The 23,834-nt window shown below is 50.4% G+C and carries 19 protein-coding genes; 9 read left to right on the forward strand and 10 right to left on the reverse strand.

Annotated elements, in window-relative coordinates:
• Window positions 1-188 precede the first annotated feature (188 nt).
• Both CLV60_RS20230 and CLV60_RS20235 read left to right on the forward strand, forming a co-directional pair.
• Complete coding sequence (locus CLV60_RS20230) at window positions 189-536, forward strand: hypothetical protein (protein WP_223403296.1); 348 nt, start codon at window positions 189-191, stop codon at window positions 534-536.
• A 111-nt stretch (window positions 537-647) separates the two neighbouring features.
• Window positions 648-1,172 (forward strand): ferritin, encoded by a 525-nt coding sequence (locus CLV60_RS20235; protein WP_106597205.1) that lies wholly within the window; start codon window positions 648-650, stop codon window positions 1,170-1,172.
• Between the two features lie 55 nt (window positions 1,173-1,227).
• Here CLV60_RS20235 and CLV60_RS20240 read toward each other — a convergent pair whose 3' ends face one another.
• Window positions 1,228-1,821 carry an HPP family protein gene (locus CLV60_RS20240; protein WP_170118832.1) on the reverse strand — a complete coding sequence of 198 codons (594 nt, stop codon included), beginning with the start codon at window positions 1,819-1,821 and terminating at the stop codon, window positions 1,228-1,230.
• A gap of 244 nt (window positions 1,822-2,065) precedes the next feature.
• On the opposite strand from CLV60_RS20240, the gene CLV60_RS20245 reads away from it, so the two are divergent.
• Together CLV60_RS20245 and CLV60_RS20250 are read left to right on the forward strand one after the other, a co-directional pair.
• Complete coding sequence (locus tag CLV60_RS20245) at window positions 2,066-4,306, forward strand: FUSC family protein (protein WP_106597207.1); 2,241 nt, start codon at window positions 2,066-2,068, stop codon at window positions 4,304-4,306.
• 1 nt (window position 4,307) lies between these two features.
• On the forward strand, window positions 4,308-4,517 hold the full coding sequence (locus CLV60_RS20250) for a YwbE family protein (RefSeq protein ID WP_106597208.1): 210 nt from the start codon (window positions 4,308-4,310) through the stop codon (window positions 4,515-4,517).
• Here CLV60_RS20250 and CLV60_RS20255 read toward each other — a convergent pair.
• Window positions 4,498-4,824 (reverse strand): DUF1801 domain-containing protein, encoded by a 327-nt coding sequence (locus CLV60_RS20255; protein ID WP_211302261.1) that lies wholly within the window; start codon window positions 4,822-4,824, stop codon window positions 4,498-4,500. The two genes, CLV60_RS20250 and CLV60_RS20255, sit on opposite strands and share 20 nt — an antisense overlap.
• Before the next feature lie 76 nt (window positions 4,825-4,900).
• On the opposite strand from CLV60_RS20255, the gene CLV60_RS20260 reads away from it, so the two are divergent.
• Complete coding sequence (locus tag CLV60_RS20260; RefSeq protein ID WP_106597210.1) at window positions 4,901-5,785, forward strand: DMT family transporter; 885 nt, start codon at window positions 4,901-4,903, stop codon at window positions 5,783-5,785.
• Here the strand turns inward: CLV60_RS20260 and CLV60_RS20265 are convergent.
• The 3 genes from CLV60_RS20265 to CLV60_RS20275 all read right to left on the reverse strand — a co-directional run bounded on the left by CLV60_RS20265 (window position 5,764) and on the right by CLV60_RS20275 (window position 11,267).
• A complete protein-coding gene (locus CLV60_RS20265; protein ID WP_106597211.1) occupies window positions 5,764-8,163 on the reverse strand; it encodes a PAS domain-containing sensor histidine kinase in 2,400 nt (799 codons plus the stop codon). The two genes, CLV60_RS20260 and CLV60_RS20265, sit on opposite strands and share 22 nt — an antisense overlap.
• 51 nt (window positions 8,164-8,214) lie before the next feature.
• The gene (locus tag CLV60_RS20270) at window positions 8,215-8,664 is read right to left on the reverse strand and encodes a response regulator (protein ID WP_106597212.1); all 450 of its coding nucleotides are present in this window, start codon (window positions 8,662-8,664) and stop codon (window positions 8,215-8,217) included.
• Window positions 8,665-8,801: 137 nt separating this feature from the next.
• Window positions 8,802-11,267 (reverse strand): TonB-dependent receptor, encoded by a 2,466-nt coding sequence (locus tag CLV60_RS20275; protein WP_229211063.1) that lies wholly within the window; start codon window positions 11,265-11,267, stop codon window positions 8,802-8,804.
• Between the two features lie 164 nt (window positions 11,268-11,431).
• On the opposite strand from CLV60_RS20275, the gene CLV60_RS20280 reads away from it, so the two are divergent.
• From CLV60_RS20280 to CLV60_RS20295, 4 genes are all read left to right on the forward strand, one after another.
• Window positions 11,432-12,760, forward strand: coding sequence for an MATE family efflux transporter (locus CLV60_RS20280; RefSeq protein ID WP_106597439.1), 1,329 nt, complete (start codon window positions 11,432-11,434; stop codon window positions 12,758-12,760).
• Between the two features lie 110 nt (window positions 12,761-12,870).
• Window positions 12,871-14,496: an NADP-dependent glyceraldehyde-3-phosphate dehydrogenase gene (locus tag CLV60_RS20285; protein ID WP_106597213.1), complete on the forward strand. Its 1,626-nt coding sequence runs from the start codon at window positions 12,871-12,873 to the stop codon at window positions 14,494-14,496.
• 141 nt (window positions 14,497-14,637) lie between these two features.
• On the forward strand, window positions 14,638-15,129 hold the full coding sequence (locus tag CLV60_RS20290; protein ID WP_106597214.1) for a DUF6934 family protein: 492 nt from the start codon (window positions 14,638-14,640) through the stop codon (window positions 15,127-15,129).
• A 38-nt stretch (window positions 15,130-15,167) separates the two neighbouring features.
• The gene (locus tag CLV60_RS20295) at window positions 15,168-15,350 is read left to right on the forward strand and encodes a hypothetical protein (protein WP_146151577.1); all 183 of its coding nucleotides are present in this window, start codon (window positions 15,168-15,170) and stop codon (window positions 15,348-15,350) included.
• Between the two features lie 54 nt (window positions 15,351-15,404).
• Here the strand turns inward: CLV60_RS20295 and CLV60_RS20300 are convergent, their stop codons facing one another.
• From CLV60_RS20300 to CLV60_RS20320, 5 genes are all read right to left on the reverse strand, one after another.
• Window positions 15,405-16,145: a thioredoxin domain-containing protein gene (locus CLV60_RS20300; protein ID WP_106597216.1), complete on the reverse strand. Its 741-nt coding sequence runs from the start codon at window positions 16,143-16,145 to the stop codon at window positions 15,405-15,407.
• Window positions 16,146-16,203: 58 nt separating this feature from the next.
• The gene (locus CLV60_RS20305; protein ID WP_106597440.1) at window positions 16,204-18,027 is read right to left on the reverse strand and encodes a sulfatase-like hydrolase/transferase; all 1,824 of its coding nucleotides are present in this window, start codon (window positions 18,025-18,027) and stop codon (window positions 16,204-16,206) included.
• Window positions 18,028-18,263: 236 nt separating this feature from the next.
• Entirely contained in the window at window positions 18,264-20,573 is a 2,310-nt protein-coding gene (locus CLV60_RS20310) for an arylsulfatase (RefSeq protein WP_106597217.1), read from the reverse strand.
• A 42-nt stretch (window positions 20,574-20,615) separates the two neighbouring features.
• Window positions 20,616-22,205 carry an arylsulfatase gene (locus CLV60_RS20315; protein WP_106597218.1) on the reverse strand — a complete coding sequence of 530 codons (1,590 nt, stop codon included), beginning with the start codon at window positions 22,203-22,205 and terminating at the stop codon, window positions 20,616-20,618.
• Between the two features lie 35 nt (window positions 22,206-22,240).
• Window positions 22,241-23,809: a RagB/SusD family nutrient uptake outer membrane protein gene (locus CLV60_RS20320; RefSeq protein WP_106597219.1), complete on the reverse strand. Its 1,569-nt coding sequence runs from the start codon at window positions 23,807-23,809 to the stop codon at window positions 22,241-22,243.
• Window positions 23,810-23,834: the final 25 nt, after the last annotated feature.

Consider the following 23,834-nt stretch of genomic DNA (forward strand, 5'->3'; position numbering starts at 1 on the left):
ATCTTGCCCATGTATTTCTAATGTCGTAATTAAAAATACAAAAAAGCCCTCGTTCTACATAGTAGAAAAAGGGCTTTTGCTTTTGGGTCACCCTCATTTAATTAGATTGCTTACAAATAAACTTGCTTGGCAAAAAGTTTGAATCTATCTTTGTGTAACAATTTCCACGATTCAAATCCTTGCTGTCAGTGAATACCCAGAATGAATTGTTCAGTACCGCTAAAGGTTACAGCGTACAGTGTGATTTAACTTCCCGTATTATCCTTCACTTTGGCGATATCAAAGCTCCTTTTAAAATCCTGGATTTTTTGAATTTCCGCCGGTTTATCAACAGCATCGATATCCACAGCAAACTTTTCGACCTGTCGGACGAATCTGACTATGAGTTCGTTGAGGTCCCCCGCCTGAACATGGGCCACAGAATGACCCTTTGCGAAGTGATCCAGCTGCGCGAACTCGTAAACGGAACTCATTTCGCGATCGAGCTCAATTCCATGCTCCACGAAGTGCTCTTTTCAGAACAAGAATTAGTCTAAATTACTCATTCAGACTATATTAGACCGTTTCCAAATTTCTAAAACGATTTGGAATCATGAACTTTCGCATGATATTTGCACTTGTTAATACACGAATAAACAGGCAAAATCATGAAAGACTTACTTAGAGCACGTACTTCCCTCAAAGAGGAAATAGAGATACTTTTGAACAACCAGGTGAAGATGGAAGCAGAAGCTTCTGCTAAATATCTTGCCATGGCTTCGTGGTGCGACCGCAACGGTTTCAAGCACAGCGCCAAGTATTTCATGCACCAATCGGACGAAGAGCGCACCCATATGCTGAAAATCTTCAACTACCTGATGACAGTAGGCGGCACAGCGATCTCTCCTGAAATTTCAGGTGTGAAACAGGAATACCCAACTTTCAAAAGCGTATTCGAAACAGCACTTCAAAGCGAAATCGCCGTAACGCAATCGATCAACCGGATCGTTACCGCAGCGCGTAAAGAAGAAGATTACGCGACTGAAAACTTCCTGCAATGGTTCGTGAGCGAGCAGATCGAAGAAGAAGACAATGCACGCCGCGCAATCGAGCTTTTCGATGTAATTGGTGAAGATGGAACAGGTCTGTATGTGATCGACAAAGCGATCGGCAAAATTGGTTCCGAAGAATAATACAAGTTTCTTATCTGCAAAAAAGTAGCTGCCCGAAAGAGCAGCTATTTTTGTTTTAAACCCTGGTGAAATACTTGCGTTCCCACACTTTATACCAGTTTCGGTTGGCCGGATACTTACGGTGCGCCGCAAAACGATTCACCATTACAGCTACAAAAAATAATATGAGTACCCCGCTGAGCACCGGGCTTAGCACGTACATATAGCCAAGCGCCTTGATCTTTTCCGAGCCGATGTTGGCAATCAGCGCCGTGGCGCCGCCGGGGGGATGCAGGGTTTTGGTTACCTGCATTAATACAATGGAAGTCGAAACCGCGAATGCCGATGACAGCCAGATCTGGTCAGGGATGATTTTATGTACCGTCACGCCCATGAGCGCGCAGATCACGTGCCCGCCTATGAGGTTGCGCGGCTGCGCGAGCGGGCTGTTCACGATCCCATAAATGAGTACCGAAGACGCCCCAAAGGAACCAATCAAAAACAACGAATCGGAATCGGTGAATTGCTTGTCGTTGAGCAGGCCAATGAGCCCGATGCCGAGGAACGAGCCGAGGAAAGTCCAGAAATGGTCTTTGAAGTCAATCAGTGTCTCTTTGTAGACGACGTAACGGACCAATCTTGCGTTACGTTTAATCTTTTTTCTCAAAATAGGGAAACTTTGGTTGAAGTAGCATTGGAAATAGAACTATAACGGGATCGCGATGGTTCGTAAATTACGGGGAGATTCCAAATTTTCTCCGGTTCCTTTCTCCTAATCCCTTCCAAATATACAAAAAACGGCCCAAGCCAGACGGATACGCCTGCTCACGCAAGCATTAAATTTTGGTACGCCTTTTGTTGGGTTGCGAAATTTAAAATAGTAGTATTGCAATAACACACCGTGATTTGATTCCATGAATTACCTCGACGAGTTCAAAAAGTTTATTTCCAGCCACTACCTGTCGACCGGTGTACGCCTAACCCTCGGGACGATCATCCCTAGCCTTATTTTTCATCATTACGGCATATTAAGCGAGTGGATCGCCTTCCCGCTCGGCACGCTGCTGATCGGCGGCACCGATAATCCGGGGCCTTACCACCGAAGACGCAATGCGTTGCTCGTGGCCATTCTAACCTGCTTCATTGTGGCTTGCGTTACGGGATACCTGCGGCATTTCCACTTCATCATATTTCTTGAAATCATCGTATTCGGCATGTTTTTCTCGCTGGTGGGCGTATATGGCAACCGCGTGAACAGCATCGGGCTCATTTCGCTGCTCGTTTTTGTATTTAATATTGATGACCACCTGAGCGGCGACATGGTACTCAGAACTGCGGCCATATTCTCGGCCGGCGGAATCTGGTATTTTGTATTGTTTATGGTTTTACAAAAACTGCTTCCCTATAAGCTTATTCAACAGCTTCTGGGGGAAAATTTTGTGGAACTGGGCAAACTGCTTTCCATTAAAGCGGATTATTACTTCGCCAATCCCGATTACGACGAGCTGTTCAACCGGATGGTGCACCAGCAGGTGATCCTCCGCGAAAACCACGAGAACTTGCGCGAGATCTTGTTTAAAACACGGGAAATCGTAACGGAATCGACGACCAAGAGCCGGATACTGATGCTGATGTTCCTCGACAGCATCGATCTTTTCGAAAGGATACTTAATTCGCAGCAAAACTACGCCAACCTGCACCGCGCATTCGACCACACGAAGGTTCTACGGCTGTTTGGAACGTACATTACCTGGCTGGCGGCTGAAATTCAGCAGATCGGGCTTGCCGTACAGAGCGGTTATGCCTCCCACCCGCGCCACGACCTCGACGAGGCATTCAACAAATGCCAACGGGCCTTCGAGCGCATGCGTGAGCACAAGATGAACCATGACAACATGGAGGACTTTATCATGCTCCGCCAAATCCTCAACAGTTTGCAGGATGTTACCGAGCGCGTGAAAAAGCTGCACCGGGCTACGAAGTATGAAGCGGATGTGAGCAACGATTACAAACTGACCGTTGAAGCAGAAGATTTTACACCCAAACAGGATTACCATCCGCGCATTCTGCTCGATAACCTTTCGCTCAAATCAAGCCATTTCCGGCACGCGGTTCGCGTAACGCTCGGCTTGCTGGCGGGATACACTGCTTCGCTCTTTTTCGACGTGGGGCATGGTTACTGGATCTTGCTGACCATTGCGGTGATCCTGAAACCGGCGTTCAGTATCACCAAGCAGCGCAATATCCACCGGATCGGCGGGACCATTCTGGGCGTAATCATCGGATTTCTGCTGCTCTACCTGATACAGGAAAGTACGCCGCTGTTCATCCTGATGATGATTTCGATGATACTGGCATACAGCTTCTTGAAAATCAATTATTTCGTCGCATCCACGAGCATTACACTATATGTGATCCTCTCGTTTCACTTCCTGAATCCGCAGCATGTGACCAATGTTTTGCAGGACAGGGTGGTTGATACCGTGATCGGTTCGCTGATTGCCTATATTATTTCTTCCTACGTCCTCCCGGTTTGGGAGCATTCGCAAATCAAGCAATACATGAAAGAGGCGCTGGATGCGAACCGGAAATACTTTGATATCGTAGCGGCCAAATTCACCGGAAAACAACTGGATATCAATGAATTGAAATTACTGAGAAAGAATGCGATCATTGCAATGGCCAACCTCTCAGATAACTTTCAGAAAATGCTTTCCGAACCCAAGCGCCAGCAGATGAATATGGAGGAATACCACCAATTCGTCGCGACGAGCCATATGCTTACTTCCTACATCGCCTCGCTTTCGACCTACGCGCAGACATTGGAGTACCTCGAATTTTCAGTTGAATTTGAAATGATGACCCGGCAAATCGACCGCCAGTTGCAGGCTGCGACGGACATTATCGACGGAAAAACCGGGAACAGTCTCGAAATCGTCCGGGAGTCGCTGCCCCAAAACCAGCGATTGCTCGAACTTCTCGCAGACCGCAAGAAGCAAATCAAGGAGTTGGGGATCGAGAAGGCAGATCAGTCGCCGGTACGCAAAATGCTGTCCGATTTAAAAACGATCAACGGGCTGTTCGAGCTCATCAGCACGATTTCGATTGACGAAATCAAGATTCTACAAAAAATAAAAACCGCGAAAGCGGCTTAGCATGTCGTCATTATCAGGAACTGAAAGAAAGAATATCGCCCCTGGCCTCGCCGTCTCGATCGTACTTAAAAAGGATCAGCGCAGCGGCAAATTGACCGAAGGCATTGTAAAAGACATTTTGACGAAAGCGCCCATGCACACGCACGGCATTAAAGTGCGGCTGGAATCCGGCGAAATCGGGCGCGTTAAGGTTATTGAATCCGAAGATTAGCCCTGGCTTGTGCCAGTATTTCGTGAATGGTTTCAAGTGGGAGATCTTCGGTGGGGTTAATGAGCAGGATTTTCATTCTCGAACGCTTTTCAGCGCGTAATAACGGATGGTCCAGCAGATAGCCGTCCACAATACCGAGGTAGGGCGTACCTGTTTTCTTCTCTTCCCACAAATAGCAAAGCCGTTTGCGGCCCAGTTTGTAAAAAGGCATTTTATATTGCCAGTCTTCCCGTATTTGTGGATCAAAGGACAGTACCAAATGCCGCAATGCAAGCAGACAGCTCCTCGCCGGCTCAGGCTTTTCCATAAAGTATTGGTCAATCTCGCGCAATGTCCGTCCGGTTTGAGTGATTCGTTATCTTTGCCCTCAATTTATCCGATTTATGTCAAATCCCCGCATTAACCTGATTATCGGGATTATCAGTATCAGCATTTTTCCCGTTCTGGTGAAATGGGCGCCGGTGTCGGGCGTTACTTCTGCATTTTACCGGATGCTTCTTGGGCTGCTGTTCTTGTTGCCCTATGTGTTGTTTCGCAGGAAATTCACATGGCCCACTGGCACACTATGGCTACCTATCCTACTCTGCGGGGTCATTTTTGCCAGTGATATTGCCGTTTGGAACCTGTCGATTCACTACTCCAATGCCACACAAGCTACCTTATTAACCAACCTATCACCCGTGTGGGTGGGCGTAGGTACATTTCTGTTTTTGCCGGACAAGCCTGGTTCGCGCTTCTGGCTCGGTACGCTGGTAGCTCTTATTGGAATGGTCGTTCTAATTGGTATCGACACATTTACTAGCATGAAACTCGACTTGGGGTTTGCCCTGGCCATGCTTTCAGGAGTACTTTACGCGTCCTATATCCTGGTCAGTAAAACCGTGCTGAACAAGATAGACATTGTCAGTTTTATGACCATCAGTATGGCGGTTTCGAGCATTTACCTCTTCGCCATATGCCTCGTGTTCGACCAGCCTATCTGGCATTTCGAACCGGTGATCTGGGGTGTTTTTGTGGTGCAGGGGTTAGTTTGTCAACTCATCGGCTGGCTCACCATTAATTCAGCGATGAAGCAAATGGATGCCAAGAGCGTCTCGCTCAGCCTTTTGAGCCAAGCCGTGGTGACGGGCATTTTTGCCTGGATGTTTATCGGTGAAGAAATCACCGCCCAGATGATCGCCGGGGGCGTCGTTATTCTGATCGGGATTGCTATTACTTACACCGGCCGTAAAAAACCGGCCCTGGATCAGGAAGCGACAGGTAAGTAGATAATGAATGTTGATCCCACGCCCGGCTTTCCAACAGCGTCGATCAGCCCCTGATGGTTTTCCACGATCTTTTTGCAGATCGCCAGCCCAATGCCGGTGCCCTCATAAGCCGAACGGTTGTGCAATCTTTGAAACACCTGAAAAATGCGGTCTTTGTATTGAGGATCGAAACCAATGCCATTGTCGGCGAAAGAGATATATTGGTATAAGCGGGTAGCGTCGGCCCCGGCAAGCGGAATGGCAGCGCCCGGCACCTCTCCCGAACGGATTTCTATCACCGGCGTCCTGCCTGGACCTATGAATTTCAGCGCATTTGTGATCAGGTTCATAAACAGCTGCTCAAACTGGTACGTGATCACTTCTCTTACCGGCAGAACATCGCTCTTAATCACCGCGTTTTCAACCTGAATGACATCACCCAGCTGTTCCTTCACACTTTGCAATACCAGATTCAAGTCGGTGTTTTCCAGGTGCTTTTCAGCGACATTTGCGCGGGAAAAAGCCAACAAATCGACGATTAGTTGCTGCATGCGCGTCGACGAGGCCTGCATGCGGTTGAAATAATCCTTACCTCGCTCCGAAAGATTGTCCCGCTCGGTTTCGAGAATACGCGTGGCGAACGTCTGGATTTTCCGAAGAGGCTCCTGCAAATCGTGGCTCGCTACGTACGCGAACTGCGCGAGCTCCATGTTCGTGCGCACGAGCTCATTGTTGGCCACCAGCAGTTGCTGGGTCCGCTCCTGTACTTTTGTTTCGAGCTGATCAATAAACAGGCGACTATCGTGGATATCCAGGCTCGTGCCCACCCACATTTCGATCGTACCTTCGGCACTGCGCTGCGGAATGGCGCGGCATTGGTACCACCGGTATTCTCCGTCGGCACGTTTCAGCCGGTGCTCGAACAGGTATTCATTACCATGCGTAATCGACTCAATCCATGCGTCGACACTTCCCGCAAGATCATCCGGGTGCACCAGCGGTAGCCAGCCGTCCTTTTCAATTCGCTCCACTGTAAAACCCGAGTAGTCGAGTAGTGAGCGATTGAAATAAGTAATATATCCCTGCGAATCAGCCGTCCAGACAAACTGCGGCATCGAATCCGCGAGGGTCCGGAATTTTCCCTCACTGGTTTTCAGCGCGAGCTCCGACTCTTTACGGTCGGTAATGTCCATCATGGTCCCGAGCATCCGCACCGGCACATGCCCTTCACCGAAAAACACCTTTCCCTGCGTCCGTACCCAGTGAATCGACTCATCCAGGTGGATAACGCGCGCTTCGTAATAATATACGCCGGTTTCCAACGCTGTCCGAAAAGCCCTCTCTACGATGCTATGCCTGTCCTCAGGGTGAACTCTGTCCCGCATTTCACTGTGTGTGAGTACAGCATCCTCATCGTACCCCAGAATAACCGCCATTCTCCCCGAATAGATGATTTCCTTCGTCTGGATATTCAGGTCCCAGGTTCCGAGGCGTGTTCCATCGGTAGCGAGCGAAAGCCTGTCGGCAGTTTCGGCGAACTGCTGGCGCAAAGTTACCTTATCCGTCACGTCGTTCACCGAGGCCATAATGCCGGACACGCTGCCGTCGATTTCAAATATGGGCGCGTACTGAAAATCGAGGTAATGCTTTTTCAATCCGCCGGGGCCATCGACATAGGCGATTGCCTCATTTTCCCGGTAGATTTTAGCGCTATGGTATACTTCATCCAAAAGTGTGAGGAACTTCTGCCCTTTCAATTCAGGAAAAACATCGACGAGCTTTTTTCCCTCTACCTCGTCGAGTCTGCGCCGCCAGATATTGAGCATACTTTCATTGGCGATGCTGATCACCAATTCGGGGCCTTTGAGAATGGCCTTCGCAAACTGCGATTGTGTGACCAGGTTCCGGAACTGATTTTCGCTGCGTTGCAGGGCATGTTTCGACAAAACCTGCTGGGTAACCTCCGTGGCCACCACAATAATGCCGGATGCATGGTCGGGATCCTCTTCAAAAAGCGGCTGGTATACAAAGTTGAAATAGCAAAGCTCAGGCTGCCCGAAACGACGGATTGTCACTTCAAACTCGTTACCGTGATAGGCGATGCCCGTCCGCAAAACCCGCAGAAGAATCGGCTCCACATAATCACGTACCTCCGGCAGCCCGATAAAGAGCGACCTCCCGACGAGCTCCTCTTCCGTACGGTCGACAATGTTGAGATAGGCATCATTAGCCAGTTCCACCAAAAAATCTTCCCCTCGCAGGATGATCATTCCTACGGGAGCCTGCTTTACGGTGTTCCAGAAGTTGCTTTCGCCGGCAGAAGGCGCCAGATTCACCTGTTCGGGGTGATCTTCGCCATTGTTAGAAATATGTTGATTGAGTTGTTTCGACTTGTCCACCTGCTTTCACGGAGAATATGTTTCAAAAATAGGTGGACAAATCGTGAGAAGTCAATATTGATAATAGAAGTTTTCTGGTGCCGGCGTCCAACTGTGCTTGGTCCAGTCGATATCCAGGATTTGTTTGATAGCCTGTTTCAGCTTTGGAAACGATCCCGGTTTGCGGATGAAGAAATTGGCTCCTTTTTCATGCACCTTCCGCACCATCTCTTCCTGGCCGGTGGTAGAAAAAATCACTACCGGTATATGCTCCCAGGCTTTGGTTTGACGGATCAGATCCAGGCATTCAAAACCATTTTTGCGGGGCATATTCAAATCCAGGAAAATGACGTCAGGCGGAGGCGGTACCGTTTTCTCCATCAGGTCGATCAGCTCCACCCCGTCGCTCGCTGTCAGCAGCTCGGTCGAAGTGCTCACTTCCCTGAGCGCGTCCTCGAACAGCAGGCAATCATCCTCATCGTCGTCGGCCAGGAAAATAGATTTATTTGGTTTTGTGCTCATAACCTGAATTTAAGTATTCATGAAATAACATAAAAGTTGCTCATACATTCAACCTAAACGAGGTACGGTAGCAATCAATTCCGTTGTAAGGATATACAAGGTAGAAAATAAAAACCGGATAATAAATTTAATTTGCATTAAAACTCCCCTTCCAGACTCTCTTTCGGCTTCTTTTTCGCCTGGTGCAAACGGTAATTTAAGGTAAGATTAATCTGCCTCAAACGCCCTTGTGAGGTATTGCGGGTGTAGAAGTTGGCCCCTTCGGTGATCGACCTGTATTTTCTGGAATTGAAAACGTCGACAACCGTGAGCGTCAGCGTTCCATTCCCTCTCAGAATATCCCTTGTGGCAGCCAGATCGAGCGTTGCCAGCGCTTTTCTGCGACCTTGCGGGGTTTGCTGCGGTGCTTCATAGTTGCCCCTCAGCTGCACATCCGTATTTTTCCAGAGCGTAAACCGCGACATCGTGCGGATAAACCAGCTGTAAGTGTCGCTTTTAAAGTCCTCATCTACCCCTGTTCCATCGGTAATCGCCCGGAAGAAGTTAGCGCTTCCATCGAGTTTCCACCAAGGGTATGGGTTAAACGAGCCGGCAAATTCGGCGCCGTAGGCATCCTCGGTTCCGAGGTTTTCTGGACGGGTGTAGGAGCTTCCGTCGTCCTGCACGGTACGAATGCTGATGATCTTGCCGTTGGTGTGGCGGTAGTAAATCGACGATGTCAGCGAGCCTTTGTTGAGATATTTGATATGCCCGAACTCAAATGCATTGGTAAACTCCGGGTTCAGGTCGGGATTACCGCTCCAATAGTTGCGGTTATCGCTGTAAGTCGCAAACGGGCTGAGATCGTTGTACTGCGGCCTGCGGACGCGGCGGCTATAACTCAGCTGGAATGCATTCTGTTTGGCAAAATCATAAGTAACATGCACGCTTGGGAAGAGGTTGGCATACTTGCGGGCATTTACCTCGTTGGTGTTTCTCAATGTGGTAGTCACCCCGGTCCACTCGGCCCGCACGCCTCCCTGGTAGGAAAACTTGCCGGTTTTGTTCCCGATCATCCCATACAATGCATTGATATTCTCTTCATAAAGAAAATCATTGGTAAGCCCCGGCAGCGTAACCCAGCCGCCATCGCTGGTCTGCTGCGTCACGGTATAATCGTTGGTCATATCCCGCGAACTGCTTCGTCCACCCGCCTCGATCTTGCCGTCCTTCGCGAAAGGATGTACGTAATCGGCCTGGAAAAGCAGTTGCTTCTCCGTTTCGTAGTTCACGGCACGTTGCAATAGCGGCGGAATGCCCGACGGGCTGCCATCCGGCTTGTACACATTTTCATGGTAATACTGGTCCGAATCCTCCCAGTTATCGAGGTAACGCACATCGGCAGTAAACTCCTGCCCTTTCCGGTTGAAAGTCCGTTTGTAAGTCAATGCGTACTCCGAGTTCGGCTCTGTTTCGGTTTCATCCTGGGTGCGGCGCGTGTAGCTCGTCATGTTGTTGAGGTTCGACACGTAATCGCGGTAATTAAGTGTCGAAAACCGCTTGCCTTTGCTCGTGCGCCACGTGTATGCGCCTGTGAGGACGTTTTTAGAGTTGAAATAATAATCGATACCGCCCCTCGCGCTGTTGGCCATGCCTTTCAGGTTGCTCTTCATATCACGCTCCATGATGAAGGTCGAATCGTTGCGGTAAACCTCCTGGTACACATAGTTTTTGCCGGGTGTATTCCGGTACGACATCGTGTAGTTAATAAAGAAATTGAGGTTCTTTTTCCGGTAATTCACATTTGCGGCACCGCCAAAGTTGGTAGGATGTCCGGTGATAATATCGAACGAGCCATTAATGCCCTCTTTCCGCTCCTTTTTCAAAACGATATTGATCACGCCGCCCATACCCTCGGCTTCGTAGCGCGCCGATGGATTGGTAATGATCTCGACGCGCTCGATCATGCTGCCTTGCAACTGGGCCAGCCCGCTCGCGCCTTTAATGCTCACCAGCCCCGAAGGCTTGCCGTCGATAAGAATGCGTACATTGCCGCTCCCCCTCAGGCTGACGTTTCCTTCCACGTCCACTGCCACGGAGGGAACGTTGGTCAGGATATCCACCGCAGTACCACCCGCATTGGCCAGGTCTTTCCCTACATTGAATATCTTTTTATCGAGCGATAATTCCATCGAACTCTTCTCTGCCTGGACTGTCACCTCATCGAGCGTTTTGGCCGAAGCCGCCACTTTGATCGAGCCCAGGTCGAGCGGAGAATTGGCGGCACTCACTTTTATATTAGTAGTGTAAAGGGGCTTATAACCGATAAATTCAGACAATGCATAATAGGTACCCGCAGCGATGTCGACAATGAAACCGCCCGTTTCGTCGGTGATCGCACCGGAGACGAACGAACTGTCGGCCGTCTTGAACAGCCGGATGCTTGCATAGCCCAGCGGCGCATTGCTCGCGCCATCGATAATCTTGCCTGTAACCTTTAATTTCCCACTATTCTGCGCCATGGCGGGCGTCATTCCCAACATCCCGAGGACCAATGCAAACCCCACAAAACCATACGATTTCCACTGAGGCCCCCCCTTGTTCAAACTGCTTTTGATAGCCATTATTCTGTTGTAGTATTTTCTCAAATGCTTTTAAAAATTGCTACCCATACAAACCGTTTTACCTTCCCGTTTTACTCTACCGTAATGATATATTAAAATGAAGATTCTGAGCCTCCATCGGATTTTTGTACCTTTGCAGTCTTTTTGCAGATCCACACAAAGCCATGAAAAACGAAGCATCACAAACTTTAAGACTAGCATTCCCTATTATCATCGGTGAACTGGCCCAAATGGCACTTCACCTCATCGACAGCGCCATGGTGGGCGCCATCAGCTACAAGCAACTGGCCGCGGCCGCGCTGGTCATCAATGCGATGAACATTCCGTTCGTGATCGGGATCGGGATGACGATCTCCGTTTCGCAAATGGTATCGCTCGCCAACGGCCGCCGCGACGCACAGCAGGTTTCGCATTACCTGTTCAATGGTTTCTGCCTTTGCACGCTCACCGCACTGGCTATTTCCATCACATTGCTTTTTGGAAAAGATTACCTGCATAACCTCGGCCAGGACCCCGAGGTAGTAGAGCTGGCGATCCCGTTCATGCGGCTTATGGGCCTTTCCATTATCCCGATGCTGCTTTTCATGACTTTGAAACAGTTCGCCGATGGGCTGGAACATACCCGCACGGCCATGATTTTCTCACTGGCGGGTATGCCAATCAACATTATGCTCAACTGGCTGCTCATTTATGGCAACTGGGGCTTTCCCCGCCTGGAACTCGAAGGTGCAGGCTGGGCAACGCTCATTACCCGCAGCATGATGTTCCTCGCATTGCTTTTCGTGGTTTTAAGACACAAAACTTTTGAAAAATACATTGCCGTAGGTCGTAACCAGTGGTATTTCAAATGGCAGACGTGGCGTGAGCTCCTGCACATTGGCGTGCCGAGCAGCTTGCAGATCGGTATGGAAGCCGGCGCATTTGCGGTATCGGGTATTATCATCGGAACCCTGGGGGCTGTGGCGCAGGCTGCGCACCAGATTGCATTGAGCAGCGCCTCGTTCACATTTATGGTATCAATGGGCCTCGCGCAGGCAGGCTCCATACGCGTGAGCAATGCGCTCGGCCGCAACGACTGGGCAAAAATTTTTGTAATCGGTAAAAGCACGCTCGTCACCGCGCTGATCTACGGCACGTTCTGCGCAATTACCTTCGGCCTTTTGCGGAATCACCTGCCGATGGCATTCAACGATAATACCGAGGTGGTTACGCTGGCGGCATTACTCCTGCTATTTGCAGCTGTTTTCCAGATTTCGGATAGTACGCAGGCCATCGGCGCCGGTTTGCTGAGGGGTATTAAGGACGTCAAAACGCCTACCATCCTCATCGGGATCGCCTATTGGGTGATCGGTATCCCTGTCGGGTACACGTTTGCATTCCATTTCGGAATGGGTGCTTCGGGCATGTGGCTGGGGTTGATTCTCGGCCTAACGATGGCTTCGATTTTCCTGATGACGCGCTTTTTCAAAATGACAAGAAGAAATCAGGTTTAGATAAAACTTCGTCAAAATCCGACTTGTTGATAAGGATATAATTGCGAAACTTCGTCATATCCAAGTGCGCATTTTTTTTAATCAATTCTTATCCACAAAAATCTGATTCAATGGATTTCAATTCCACGTTAAGGAGCATCTTTGTTGAAGAAAAGGACATTCCTGCGGAGTACAGCCTGCCATCCCTGATCCACCAGCGCGAGTACCTCTGCAATGGCGAAATGAAGACCTGGGACGGTCCGTTCCATGAAGTTTTCTCACCGATTGCCGTGCAAACCGCGAACGGACTCGAACGTAAGCTGATCGGCAGCTACCCGTTGTGTACCGCTACCGAAGCATCGGAAGCATTGGAAGCGGCTGTTACCGCCTACAACAGCGGCCGCGGCGAATGGCCGACCATGGGCGTAGCCGAGCGCATTCACTGCGTCGAGCAGTTTACCGGCCGGATGATCGAGAAAAAGGACATTATCGTCAAGCTCATCATGTGGGAAATCGGCAAGTCATTTGCTGACTCCGTGAAAGAATTTGATCGTACCGTTGAGTATATATATGCCACCATCGATTCTCTCAAAAACCTGGACCGGGACTCGTCGGGTTTTGATATCGTCGACGGCATTGCAGCACAGGTAAGACGCTCTCCGCTGGGTGTGGTACTTTGTATGGGACCATTCAACTATCCCCTCAACGAAACATTCACCACCCTGATCCCCGCACTGATCATGGGTAACACGTTGCTGTTCAAACCGCCGAAATTCGGTACGCTGCTGCATTACCCGTTGCAGGAGGCGTTCCGCGACTGTTTCCCCAAAGGCGTTGTAAACGTGATTTACGGCCGTGGTAATGCCATCGTACCGGGGCTCATGCAGTCGGGCAAGATCAACGTCCTGACATTGATCGGTTCCAGCAAAGTAGCCAATGAATTAAAGAAATCGCACCCGAAAGTGAACCGCCTGCGCGCAGTACTTGGCCTCGATGCGAAAAATGCTGCGATCGTTACGCCTGAGGCGGATCTCGACCTTGCGGTGAAAGAAATCATCACCGGATCATTGTCGTTTAACGGTCAGCGTTGCACTGCTTTGAAAATCATCTGGGTGCACCGCAGCGTAGCCGACACTTTCCTCGAAAAATTCAGCGCGGCGGTTGGAGAGCTCAAATTCGGCATGCCGTGGGAAAAAGGAGTAGCCCTGACCCCACTCCCGGAAACCAATAAAATCGAATACCTTAACGACTGCATTACCGACGCGGAAGCGCACGGTGCAAAAGTGGTGAACGAAAACGGCGGCAAATCAGAAGGCTCGTTCTTCTACCCGGCCGTGGTTTACCCGGTAAACAGCAAAATGAAGCTGTACCACGAAGAGCAGTTCGGCCCGATCGTGCCGGTGGTACCTTTCGACGACCTCGAAGAAACCATCGAATTCCTCATCGATTCGACCCACGGACAGCAGGTAAGCATTTTCAGTAACAATGCCGATGAAGTAGCCTCCCTCATCGACCCGCTGGTAAACCAGGTTAGCCGCGTGAACATTAATACTCAATGCCAGCGTGGCCCGGATGTGTTCCCTTTCACCGGTCGCAAAGACAGCGCCGAAGGAACCCTTTCCGTCCCGGACGCCATCCGCGCCTTCTCGATCCGCTCGCTCGTAGCCTTCAAAATGAACGCCGCGAACAAGCAGCTGATCAACGAAATCGTGCATGAGGACACCTCCAACTTTTTGAGCACGAAGTTTATATTCTGATTTCTTTGCTACTGCACTTTATCTCATGCCCGTTCAGGAAACTGAATGGGCATTTTTTTGCCGGAGGATCATTGGTGCTGGAATTGGGGATAAACCATTTGTAGAAGTGTGCTTTGGGTATTGTTTAAGCACACTATTTACATGAATAAAGACTGCTACCAATTCAGCAAAAGATCCGACGGCTTTACCTATACATTTATAAGCGAAGGCATTCGTGGCAGAATTGTAAAGGGCGTATTGATAAGCCCGCTTTACAGCGCATTTACCTATCCCTTCTCCTCTGTTTACAATTTGGCTTTTGGCGATCTGGTACCTTTTCATGACACATGGATGCTCGATGATTCCGTCAGAAGCGGAAATGGAGACATGCCAAAGGTAATTGCAACGGTGGTTCGAATAGCAATGGACTTTCTGGTGCGAAATCACAACTCCATATTATCATTCGAAGGCTACATGGACGAAAAATCTGTTCTTCGAGGCAAAAATCATCGAAATTTACTTTATCAAAGAGCAATAAATTCTAACTGGGCGGAGCTATCCAAAGATTTTAAATTCTGGGGTGCAAGTGGCCGAAAAATTGACTCATATTCCGTCGGCATCGCCTATGATACAATATTGGTCGGACTCATTTAATTTATTAACTTTAAATAAGATAACTTATGTACGATCAAATGGAAAAGGACAAAAGCTACGAAGCAAAACTTGAAGAGCTTCTCAAAGACAAAGAGAGAATTTATGAAATCATCAGAAACTCTCCCGCTTTAAAAAGAAGAAACGAGAAAGCCGCAGCAAGCCTGGCCAAATTGCCACGCCCGTTTCCTTGGGAAAAACAGAAATCAGAGGCCAATTCCTGAATAACATATTCATAACAGTCGGCACCTCGACATAAGGTACCGACTGTTATTGTATCACAAATTCGCTTCCGCAAGTACCCTTTCAATCTCCCCTTTCGGCGTTACGCCGCTTTTCTTCCAAACCACCTGGTTACCTCTGTAAAGAATCAACGTCGGCAATGCGGTCACACCCAACTCTTTGGTAAGCGCCTTATTTTCGTAGGCCTCGATATTTATTACCTTCACTGAGCTCGCTTGCTCGTGTTTGATGGAATCAACGATGGGAGCCAGTTTTTTGCAGGAACCGCAATAGCGCGAGCCGAAATCGACGAGCACGAGTTTGTCGGATTTCAGGGAAGCCTGGTAGTCGCTCAGTGAAAGGCCGGGACCTACGGTGGAGATGACCGGTTTACCCAAACCGATCCACTTGCTCAATCCGCCCGGGAGTTCGGTAACGTCTTTGAATCCATTATCACGGAGATCTTTGGCGAGCTTGCCGCTGCGGCCGTTGGCGATGGAGTAGATGAAAGTCGGTTTGCTTTTGTCGAGCCTGGCAATGGCTTTCGAAAAATCGGCTTCGTTGGCAACACTGAAACTGGTTGCACCTTCGAGGTGGTTCTGTGCGTATTCCTCGGGCAGGCGGGCGTCGAGGATCTGGGCGCTTTTGCCTGCTTTGGCTAGCCGCGCTTCAAACTCCTCGAATGAAACGAGGTCGCGCCTGGGAGCGGCCTGCGCATTGGCAGAGGTTTGAGCGTGCAATACGGTATGGGCAAAGAGCAGCCATACCAATGCGAACAATGGTCTGAAAGTTTTCATTGAAATTGGGTTTAAAAGTGATTACTGCTTTCGGTGGTTGGCCTCGGCTATCGACTTTTTATTTTGAACTCTTGTAGTTTTGGAGCAGCACCTTCGCCGCACGGATGTCATAATCGAACATTTCCGCCTTCTGTTCTGAAATCTTCTCCGCATTTGCAATAGCCGGCGCAGCATCCTTTCCGGTCAGGTCCAGAACATTCAGGGCTTGCAAACGGGCGTAAGGATTATCGCTTTTCAATGCGTCGGTTAACGCGGCGATGGCACCCGGTTTGTCGGTACCTGTTACGTAAAGCGCCTCCGCAGCGGCAATGCGCACCGCCACTTCCGGGTCCTTCAATGCTTTTTGCAATGCAACTTTACCCGATGCGGCTTTCAGTACAGTGAGGCCGGTGGCCCCCCAGTAGCGCACGGATGCGTCAGCATCGCCGAGCGCCTGAATCAACGCAGGCGCATTGGCAGGGTTTCGGGAAGAAGCAATGTCCGCAGTGGCAACGATCTTTGGGAAATTGTACTTGCCACTTCGCGCATAATCGTACAAAGGCGCCGTTTTGGCAATCTCGTAAATGATCGCTTCGGGTATAAAACCGACATCCTTATAATTGCCTATCCATTGCGCATTTGCTTTCCGCAGCCTTTCCAGCTCCTTCTTGTATTTCGGATCATCCGCAAGGTTATGGATGTTATGCGGGTCGGCGTCGACGTCAAACAGCTCCTCGGCGGGCTTCTGTTCCCAGAATTTGGATTGAACCGCATTGAGTTTACCTGCCTTATAAAGATCTTCCCAGGATTTCACAGAAGGTGCCCGCCAGAGATATTCCAGGTACTGGCCATAGATTTTGTTAGGCAGATAGTTCCGGATATAGCGAAACTTCTTGTCCCGCACCGACCGCGACATATCAATCCGCTCATCCATCCTACCCCGGAAACCAAATGCATATTCTGGCTCCGGCTTCTGTTGCTTGCCCAAAAACGCCCCTCCCTGCATATAATCGGGGACTTTGATATCCACCAGACTTAATACCGTCGGCGCAAAATCCAGGAAAGTAACTAACCTATCGGACACGCTGCCCTGCTTCTGATTAGCCAAATGCGCATACTTCGGCGGCAAATGGACGATCAAAGGCACATGCAATCCCGATTCGTACATAAACCGCTTGCTGCGCGCCAGCACACCGCCATTATCGGCATAGTAAAATACAATGGTGTTCTCGGCCAGGCCTTCATCCTGCAATTCCTTCAACAGTTTCCCAAACTGCCGGTCCATTTCCTCCAACTTGTCATAATACTGCGCCCAGTCGTGTTTCAGCTCAGGCGTTGCAGGATGGTAGGGCGGCAACGGTACCTTTTCAGGGTCGTGTTTCAAGGCAGGCAACGGCTCGTGCAGCGAGCTTTCATGCGAGACATTCAGATTAAAAACGGCGAAAAATGGCTGGCCCGGCTTCCTGTTCTTGTAAGTCGCCTTGTTGCTCGACTCGTCCCACGCGTCCAGCTGATCCGGCGTATTGTAATCCTTTTTGGCATTGTTGGTTGTGTAGTAGCCGGCCTCACGAAGGTATTTGGGGAAAAACTTGACGAACGCTGGTGACGGATACGTGCTCCTCATATGCTCGGTCCCGAGCGAAGGTGGGTACATGCCTGTAATGAGCGTGTTACGCGAGGGAGCGCACACGGGCGCGGTCGAGAAAGCGTTTTTGTAGCGAATACTTTCCGTCGCGAATTGGTCCAGGTTGGGAGTAGTGGCAAATTTATCACCGTAGCTGCCAAGCAGAATGGTATTGTCCTCGCTCACGATCCACAGGATGTTCGGACGGTCCTGCGCAATGGCTGGACTGAATGCGATACTAAATATCGCCAAAAGGATTTTGCGGGTCAGTTTGTGCATTTGCATTGTTGTTACATCGCTACGCGATTTTCAAAAACGTTCTTCTTCCTTTTCTACCAATGTTACGTCGCTACGCGACTGGCGCTTATCCGGTTTAGCCACATTACGCCGCGAAAAGCGTTAAATTCAATAAAATCGTCATTTCAAATGCCGCCAGGCATGTAATATTGGTAGCAAATGTGTTACACGCCATTCAGCAAATGCCGTCAGGCATGTAACAACAAATCAAAAACCACTTACTTCGCTCCCAAAGAAGCCTGCTGTGCCGGTGCGAGATCAATGGTTACCTTATTGATCTTCCCTGTAAATCCAAAAGGCACTTTATAAGTATCTCCTACCGGAGTCAAATCGTCGAAACCGACATTCACGCCTTCGTGCAAATACAATGCGTCCGAAGTTTTGGCCAGCGTACCCTCTCCTACCTTCGCATGATTGACATACAAGCTCACCACTCCGCCACCATTCTGATCATATTGCACACTGGCTTTCAGCTCCACTTTACCCGCAGGCAATGTCGCATTCGATGAACTCACCACATATTTGTTGCCATCGCCCACTGCGTATACAAATTGCAGTTTCTGGTTTTGGATGAAAAAGCTTAATCCGCCGGCCGCACCGCCTCTCGACAGCAGCACACCCTCCGTTTCCACGCCCGACAGTACAGCGTCCGCAACGATTGAAAACGACCGTTTCAATGCAAACGGGCTCGCCACGTCAATAATCGTCGATTGGCCGGGGTAAAGCACCACCTTATCCACATTGTTATAGGCCGTAGGCAATGTAAATGGCTCGGTACCATCCTTCAACGGATACACATTGTATTTCAAAGCCTCACTATCGAACAATGCTTTCAGCTCCTTCAACTTCGCCGGGTTAGCCGTCGCGAGGTCGTTGGTTTCGTTAAAGTCCTCGTTCAAATTATAGAGCTCCCATTGGTCTTTTTCAAAATCCTGCCCTTTTACATGCAGGGACCCGGCTTTCCAGCCATCCTTATAAATAGAGCGGGAACCGCGGATTTCGTAGTACTGAACCGTATGGCGGCTTTTGGCGCCAGCGTCGTTGAGGCTGTATGCGAGGCTCGTACCTTCGATAGGGTCTTGTTTAATACCATTGAGTACAACCGGAGCTTTAATGCTCAGCAGCTCCAGTGTGGTTGGCAAAATATCCGAAACATGGCCGTACTGGTTACGGATACCTCCTTTTTCCTTGATGCCTTTGGGATAAAAAACAATGAGCGGGTTATGCGTGCCCCCTTCGGAGTTCGCATCTTGCTTCCAATGACGGAACGGCACGTTGGTGGCGGCAGCCCAGCCGAGCGGATAATTCACTTTTGAAAACTCGGTACCAATCAGGTCAATCTGTTCGATATTCTTTTTCAAACGCTCTTCTTCCGAAATACCGCTTCCGAAGTTGTTGACCGTACCTACAAATGTCCCCTCCTTGCTCGCTCCATTGTCGCCTACCGACACGATCACGATCGTATTGTCCAGTTCGCCGGTTTCGCGAATATGGTTAATCACCCGGCCAATTTCATAGTCAGTGTATTCCAAAAAGCCCGCGTAGGTTTCCATAAACCGTGCATACAGCTTTTTCTCCTCGGCACCGAGCGCGTTCCATTCTTTCACTCCCGGATTTCGCGGGGGTACTTTGGCCGTCTTCGGAACTACCCCCAATTTGATCTGATTCGCCAGCACCTGCTCGCGGTAGGCATCCCAGCCCGCGTCGAACTTGCCTTTGTATTTATCCGACCATTGCTTAGCCACCTGATGCGGCGCATGGCCCGCGCCCGTTGCCACATACAGGAAAAACGGTTTGTCCGGATTCCCCGATTTCTGACCGGCGAGGTAACTGATGGCACGATCCGCGATCAGCTCGTTAAAATGCCTGCCATCCTGCCGGTCGGGCTCGCGGTGCGTGCCTTCCCAGAGCTCCGGATGCCACTGGTCGATGCTCCCGCGCGACGGGAACCCGTAGAATTGCTCAAAGCCGCGTCCGGTCGGCCAGCGGTTGAACGGCCCGGCCGGCGTGAGGTCCGCCAGGGGGGTAATGTGCCATTTGCCCAATGCAAATGTATTGTAGCCATTGTCTTTCAGGATTTCGGCAATGGTGCCTTTCTCAAACGGGATGAGCGCGTCGTAACCCGGTGTGCCAATAGCGGTTTCGGGGAAAAGCCCCATGTGCGCCGAGTGCTGGTTGCGGCCCGTGAGTAGCGATGCACGTGTAGGTGCGCAAATGGCGGTGGTGTGGAAATTGGTATAACGCAAACCGTTGTTCGCCAGACTATCCAGCGTTGGCGTGTTGATCAGCCCACCGAAGGTACTGATGGCGCCATAGCCGATATCGTCCAGCAAGATCCAGACGACATTCGGTGAACCTTTTGCGGCCTTCTTCTTCTCCGGCCACGATTGCTGCGTTTCAGCTACTGTCTTACCAATTTTACCCTGGTAAGCGGGCGTCGGTGCGTATTGGGCCTGCACACCGCTCGCCGCCAGCACAGCCAATGCACCGAGCGATAATTGAGTCCACGGACGATATATTTTTTTCATAACAAACTGTTTTTGAATGTATTTTAAATCCCTATCCAATTCCTATTTGATCGTATTCCAATCCACTACACCCACTTTCGCGGCCCATTCGAGATATTCCTTTTCCAGTTCCTTCACTTTTTGCGGATACCGGTGCGCGAGGTTATGGTTCTCGCTGCGGTCGGTTTTGAGATCGTATAATTCCCACGGCTGGTTTATTTCCGCTACGAGTTTCCAATCGGCCTTGCGTACCGCGCGGCTGCCTTCGTGCTCCCAGAAAATGGTTTTAGGCCGGGCGGCTTGCGGGTTTTGGAATAATGGGGCTAACGAGCGGCCGGCAAGCGGAGTAAGCTTTTCACTTCCAAACATTTCAGGATAATGAACGCCCGCCAATTCCAACAACGTGGGCATTACATCAGTAATGTGGCTTACCTGCGTGCTTAATGTATTGCCGCTTACTTTTCCCGGAAACCAGGCGATAAATGGGGAAGCAATACCGCCTTCATGGGTGTTCTTTTTGAAAAGTTTGAAGGGCGTATTGCTCGCATTGCCCCAGGGCGGGTCGTAGCTGTCGATTGAATGCACCGAGCCGGGCTCTCCTGTTTTTTGGGTTACATAACTCCATTCCCGCACAGTGTCGCCGCTGCCGCCATTGTCGGACAGGAAAAGCACGAGCGTGTTCCGTTCCCGGCCGATGGCTTTTACTTTGTCGAGCACTTGGCCGATGCATTGGTCCATCCGGTCGATCATCGCGGCATAAATCGCCATACGGGTATCCCAATGGTCTTTTTCCGCTGCCGACAGCGCATTCCATTCCGGCGCCTTTTCATAGCGCGGCGATAGTTTCCATTGTTTTTGAATAATGCCCAAATCGACCAGCTTTCGGTAGCGGGCTTCGCGCAATGCATCCCAGCCCTGCAAATACTTCCCTTTGTAACGGGCAATGTCTTCCGGCAACGCCTGTATCGGCCAGTGCGGTGCATTGTAGGCCAGGTATAAAAAGAATGGGTTGGATTGATCCTTCACGCGGTCAATCGATTGGACCGCGAAATCTGTAATGGCTTGTGTGAGATAGCGTGAAGTGTCGTACCGCTGTATTGGGCGGCCGTTCAATTGAAAAGTGACCGTACGACCGTCATTGTAAAGCGGCTCGGAGTTGAAATAGCTGCTGCCATTGTTTTGCAGGGTAAACGACTGGTCGAACCCGCGGTTGACCGCCCAGGCTGAGGGTACCAGCCCCACATGCCATTTCCCCGAAACAATGGTGTTATAACCAGCCGTTTTGAGCAGTTGCGCAATGGTGGCGCTGTTTTTACTCAGATATCCCTGGTATGCCGGCGTGCCCTTGTCCTGCACCATGTCGCCTACGCCCGCCTGGTGCGGGTACAGGCCCGTGAGCAGGGCCGCACGCGAGGGGCAGCAACGGCCGCTATTGTAAAACTGGGTAATGCGCAGCCCCTCGTGGGCGAGCCGGTCAAGGTTAGGGGTATGTATTTCAGAGCCATAGCTTCCCAGGTCCGAAAAACCCATATCATCGGCCAATATCAGCACAATGTTGGGCTTTTCGGACTGCTCTTGCGCCAATCCGGGCACCGGCGAAATCGCTGCCAATGCCCAGACGAGACGGATCCAAAAGGAAGTATTCTTATTCATTCAATATGCAATTCCAACAGATTACAAACCTGATGCTACTCCCAAAGCGGATTTTGCTTCAACAGTGCGTTGTTATCGATCTCCGATTGCGGGATCGGATAGTAGACGTGCTTCGGCGCCGCATTGGTTTTGCCCACTTTCTGCTGATTGGCCACAAATGTGCTGTTGTAGTTCGCGTCGCGCTGACGGATCAGGTCGAACCAGCGTTGGTACTCGTAAGTAAGTTCGAGGCGGCGGTCGAGGTATACTGAATCGCGGAACTGGTCTTTGGTGAGGCCGGTCGTCAGGTCGGCCAAGCCAGCGCGTTTGCGGACTTTGTTCAGTGATTTATACGCCTTCACCGTCGGACCGTTCGCCTCGTTTTCGGCCTCCGCGTGGATCAGCAGCAGCTCGGCATAGCGGATAATAGGCACGTTGGCTGCCGACTGGTTGGTAACTGCAGTGGAAGCGGGATCAGCCCATTTGTTCCAGAATGGCGTCGAATCGTTCGGTACCGCCGCATTCGCGATGGGAAGTGCGTATTTACGACCGTTCGATGGGCTGGTAAAGCTTCTCACGAACGTCACATCACGGCGCTTGTCGCCTTTTGAGTACAATTTGTAAATGCTGAAAAACTTGTCATTACCCTGCGTGTAGTACCGCACCATATGCGCATAGTTGCCATTGAGGCCCGGCACACCTGAGAGGATCGAGCGTGGCCACTCGTTGTTACCCTGGGCCAGTGAGTTGGATTTGAACTGCGCCGAGAAAATGTGCTCTTTGTTGTTTTTGAATGCGGGCAGGAAAACCTCGGCATAGTTGGCAACCAGGTCATAACCGTAATTGCCCGTTCCGCCATCCGCAGCCGACAATGCTTCCTCGGCCTTATTCACCGCCGACTGGTACTTCGCGCTCACTTTCAACGGCAATGAGGCCTGCGTCAGGTACACCTTCGCGAGCAATGCCTTGGCCGCTCCCGCTGTCGCGCGCCCTACGTTGGGCGACGCATACGTAGCCGGGAGCACCGATGCGGCTTCGGTGAGGTCTTTCTCGATTTGCGCGTAAATGTCGGCAGAAGGAGATTTAGCGATCGCATAATCTGCCGCATTCACGTATTTCTGGTATTCGAGGATCAGCGGGACGTCGCCGTAAAGGCGCACGAGGTTGAAATAATACAATGCCCGCAGGAACTTCGTTTCGCCCAGTAAACGGGTTTTCAACGCATCATCAAACTGGATAGCAGGCACCTTTTCCAACACCACATTAGCCTTTTTGATCGCCGCATAGTGCTGTTGCCAGAGCTCGTAAATCCGGAGGTTAGTCGACGAATGCGCCAGTACCGACAGCGAGCGCACATCGGGGTTCGTCGCGCCAGGTCCCGGATCCTCGTCGTCACCGGCCATGTTCATCCCGGTATTGAACAGCGTATTATAAGGCGTCTGCACCGAGGATCCGCCCGAATTCAGGAAGAAATACACGGCATTCACCGCGTTAACGGCATCGGCTTGTGTTTTGTAGTACTGGTCTTCCGACAAAAACGCCTCGGGTTCTTCTTTCAGAAACTCCTCGCACGAGAGCGACGCGAATGCCGTAAAACCCAACAGAATATATTTAAATGCTTTCATTTCAATCAATTTTGGAATGGTGGTT

The organism is Dyadobacter jiangsuensis (assembly GCF_003014695.1).
GTDB lineage: Bacteria > Bacteroidota > Bacteroidia > Cytophagales > Spirosomataceae > Dyadobacter > Dyadobacter jiangsuensis.

Bases quoted from the DNA above. Each gene is read 5' to 3' on its own strand.
- CLV60_RS20260 (WP_106597210.1), top strand. From the start codon at position 4,901: ATGTCAAATCCCCGCATTAACCTGATTATCGGGATTATCAGTATCAGC.
- CLV60_RS20305 (WP_106597440.1), bottom strand. From the start codon at position 18,027: ATGCACAAACTGACCCGCAAAATCCTTTTGGCGATATTTAGTATCGCA.
- CLV60_RS20295 (WP_146151577.1), top strand. From the start codon at position 15,168: ATGGAAAAGGACAAAAGCTACGAAGCAAAACTTGAAGAGCTTCTCAAA.
- CLV60_RS20270 (WP_106597212.1), bottom strand. From the start codon at position 8,664: ATGAGCACAAAACCAAATAAATCTATTTTCCTGGCCGACGACGATGAG.
- CLV60_RS20310 (WP_106597217.1), bottom strand. From the start codon at position 20,573: ATGAAAAAAATATATCGTCCGTGGACTCAATTATCGCTCGGTGCATTG.
- CLV60_RS20285 (WP_106597213.1), top strand. From the start codon at position 12,871: ATGGATTTCAATTCCACGTTAAGGAGCATCTTTGTTGAAGAAAAGGAC.
- CLV60_RS20275 (WP_229211063.1), bottom strand. From the start codon at position 11,267: ATGGCTATCAAAAGCAGTTTGAACAAGGGGGGGCCTCAGTGGAAATCG.
- CLV60_RS20315 (WP_106597218.1), bottom strand. From the start codon at position 22,205: ATGAATAAGAATACTTCCTTTTGGATCCGTCTCGTCTGGGCATTGGCA.
- CLV60_RS20280 (WP_106597439.1), top strand. From the start codon at position 11,432: ATGAAAAACGAAGCATCACAAACTTTAAGACTAGCATTCCCTATTATC.
- CLV60_RS20250 (WP_106597208.1), top strand. From the start codon at position 4,308: ATGTCGTCATTATCAGGAACTGAAAGAAAGAATATCGCCCCTGGCCTC.
- CLV60_RS20255 (WP_211302261.1), bottom strand. From the start codon at position 4,824: ATGGAAAAGCCTGAGCCGGCGAGGAGCTGTCTGCTTGCATTGCGGCAT.
- CLV60_RS20300 (WP_106597216.1), bottom strand. From the start codon at position 16,145: ATGAAAACTTTCAGACCATTGTTCGCATTGGTATGGCTGCTCTTTGCC.
- CLV60_RS20245 (WP_106597207.1), top strand. From the start codon at position 2,066: ATGAATTACCTCGACGAGTTCAAAAAGTTTATTTCCAGCCACTACCTG.
- CLV60_RS20235 (WP_106597205.1), top strand. From the start codon at position 648: ATGAAAGACTTACTTAGAGCACGTACTTCCCTCAAAGAGGAAATAGAG.
- CLV60_RS20320 (WP_106597219.1), bottom strand. From the start codon at position 23,809: ATGAAAGCATTTAAATATATTCTGTTGGGTTTTACGGCATTCGCGTCG.
- CLV60_RS20290 (WP_106597214.1), top strand. From the start codon at position 14,638: ATGAATAAAGACTGCTACCAATTCAGCAAAAGATCCGACGGCTTTACC.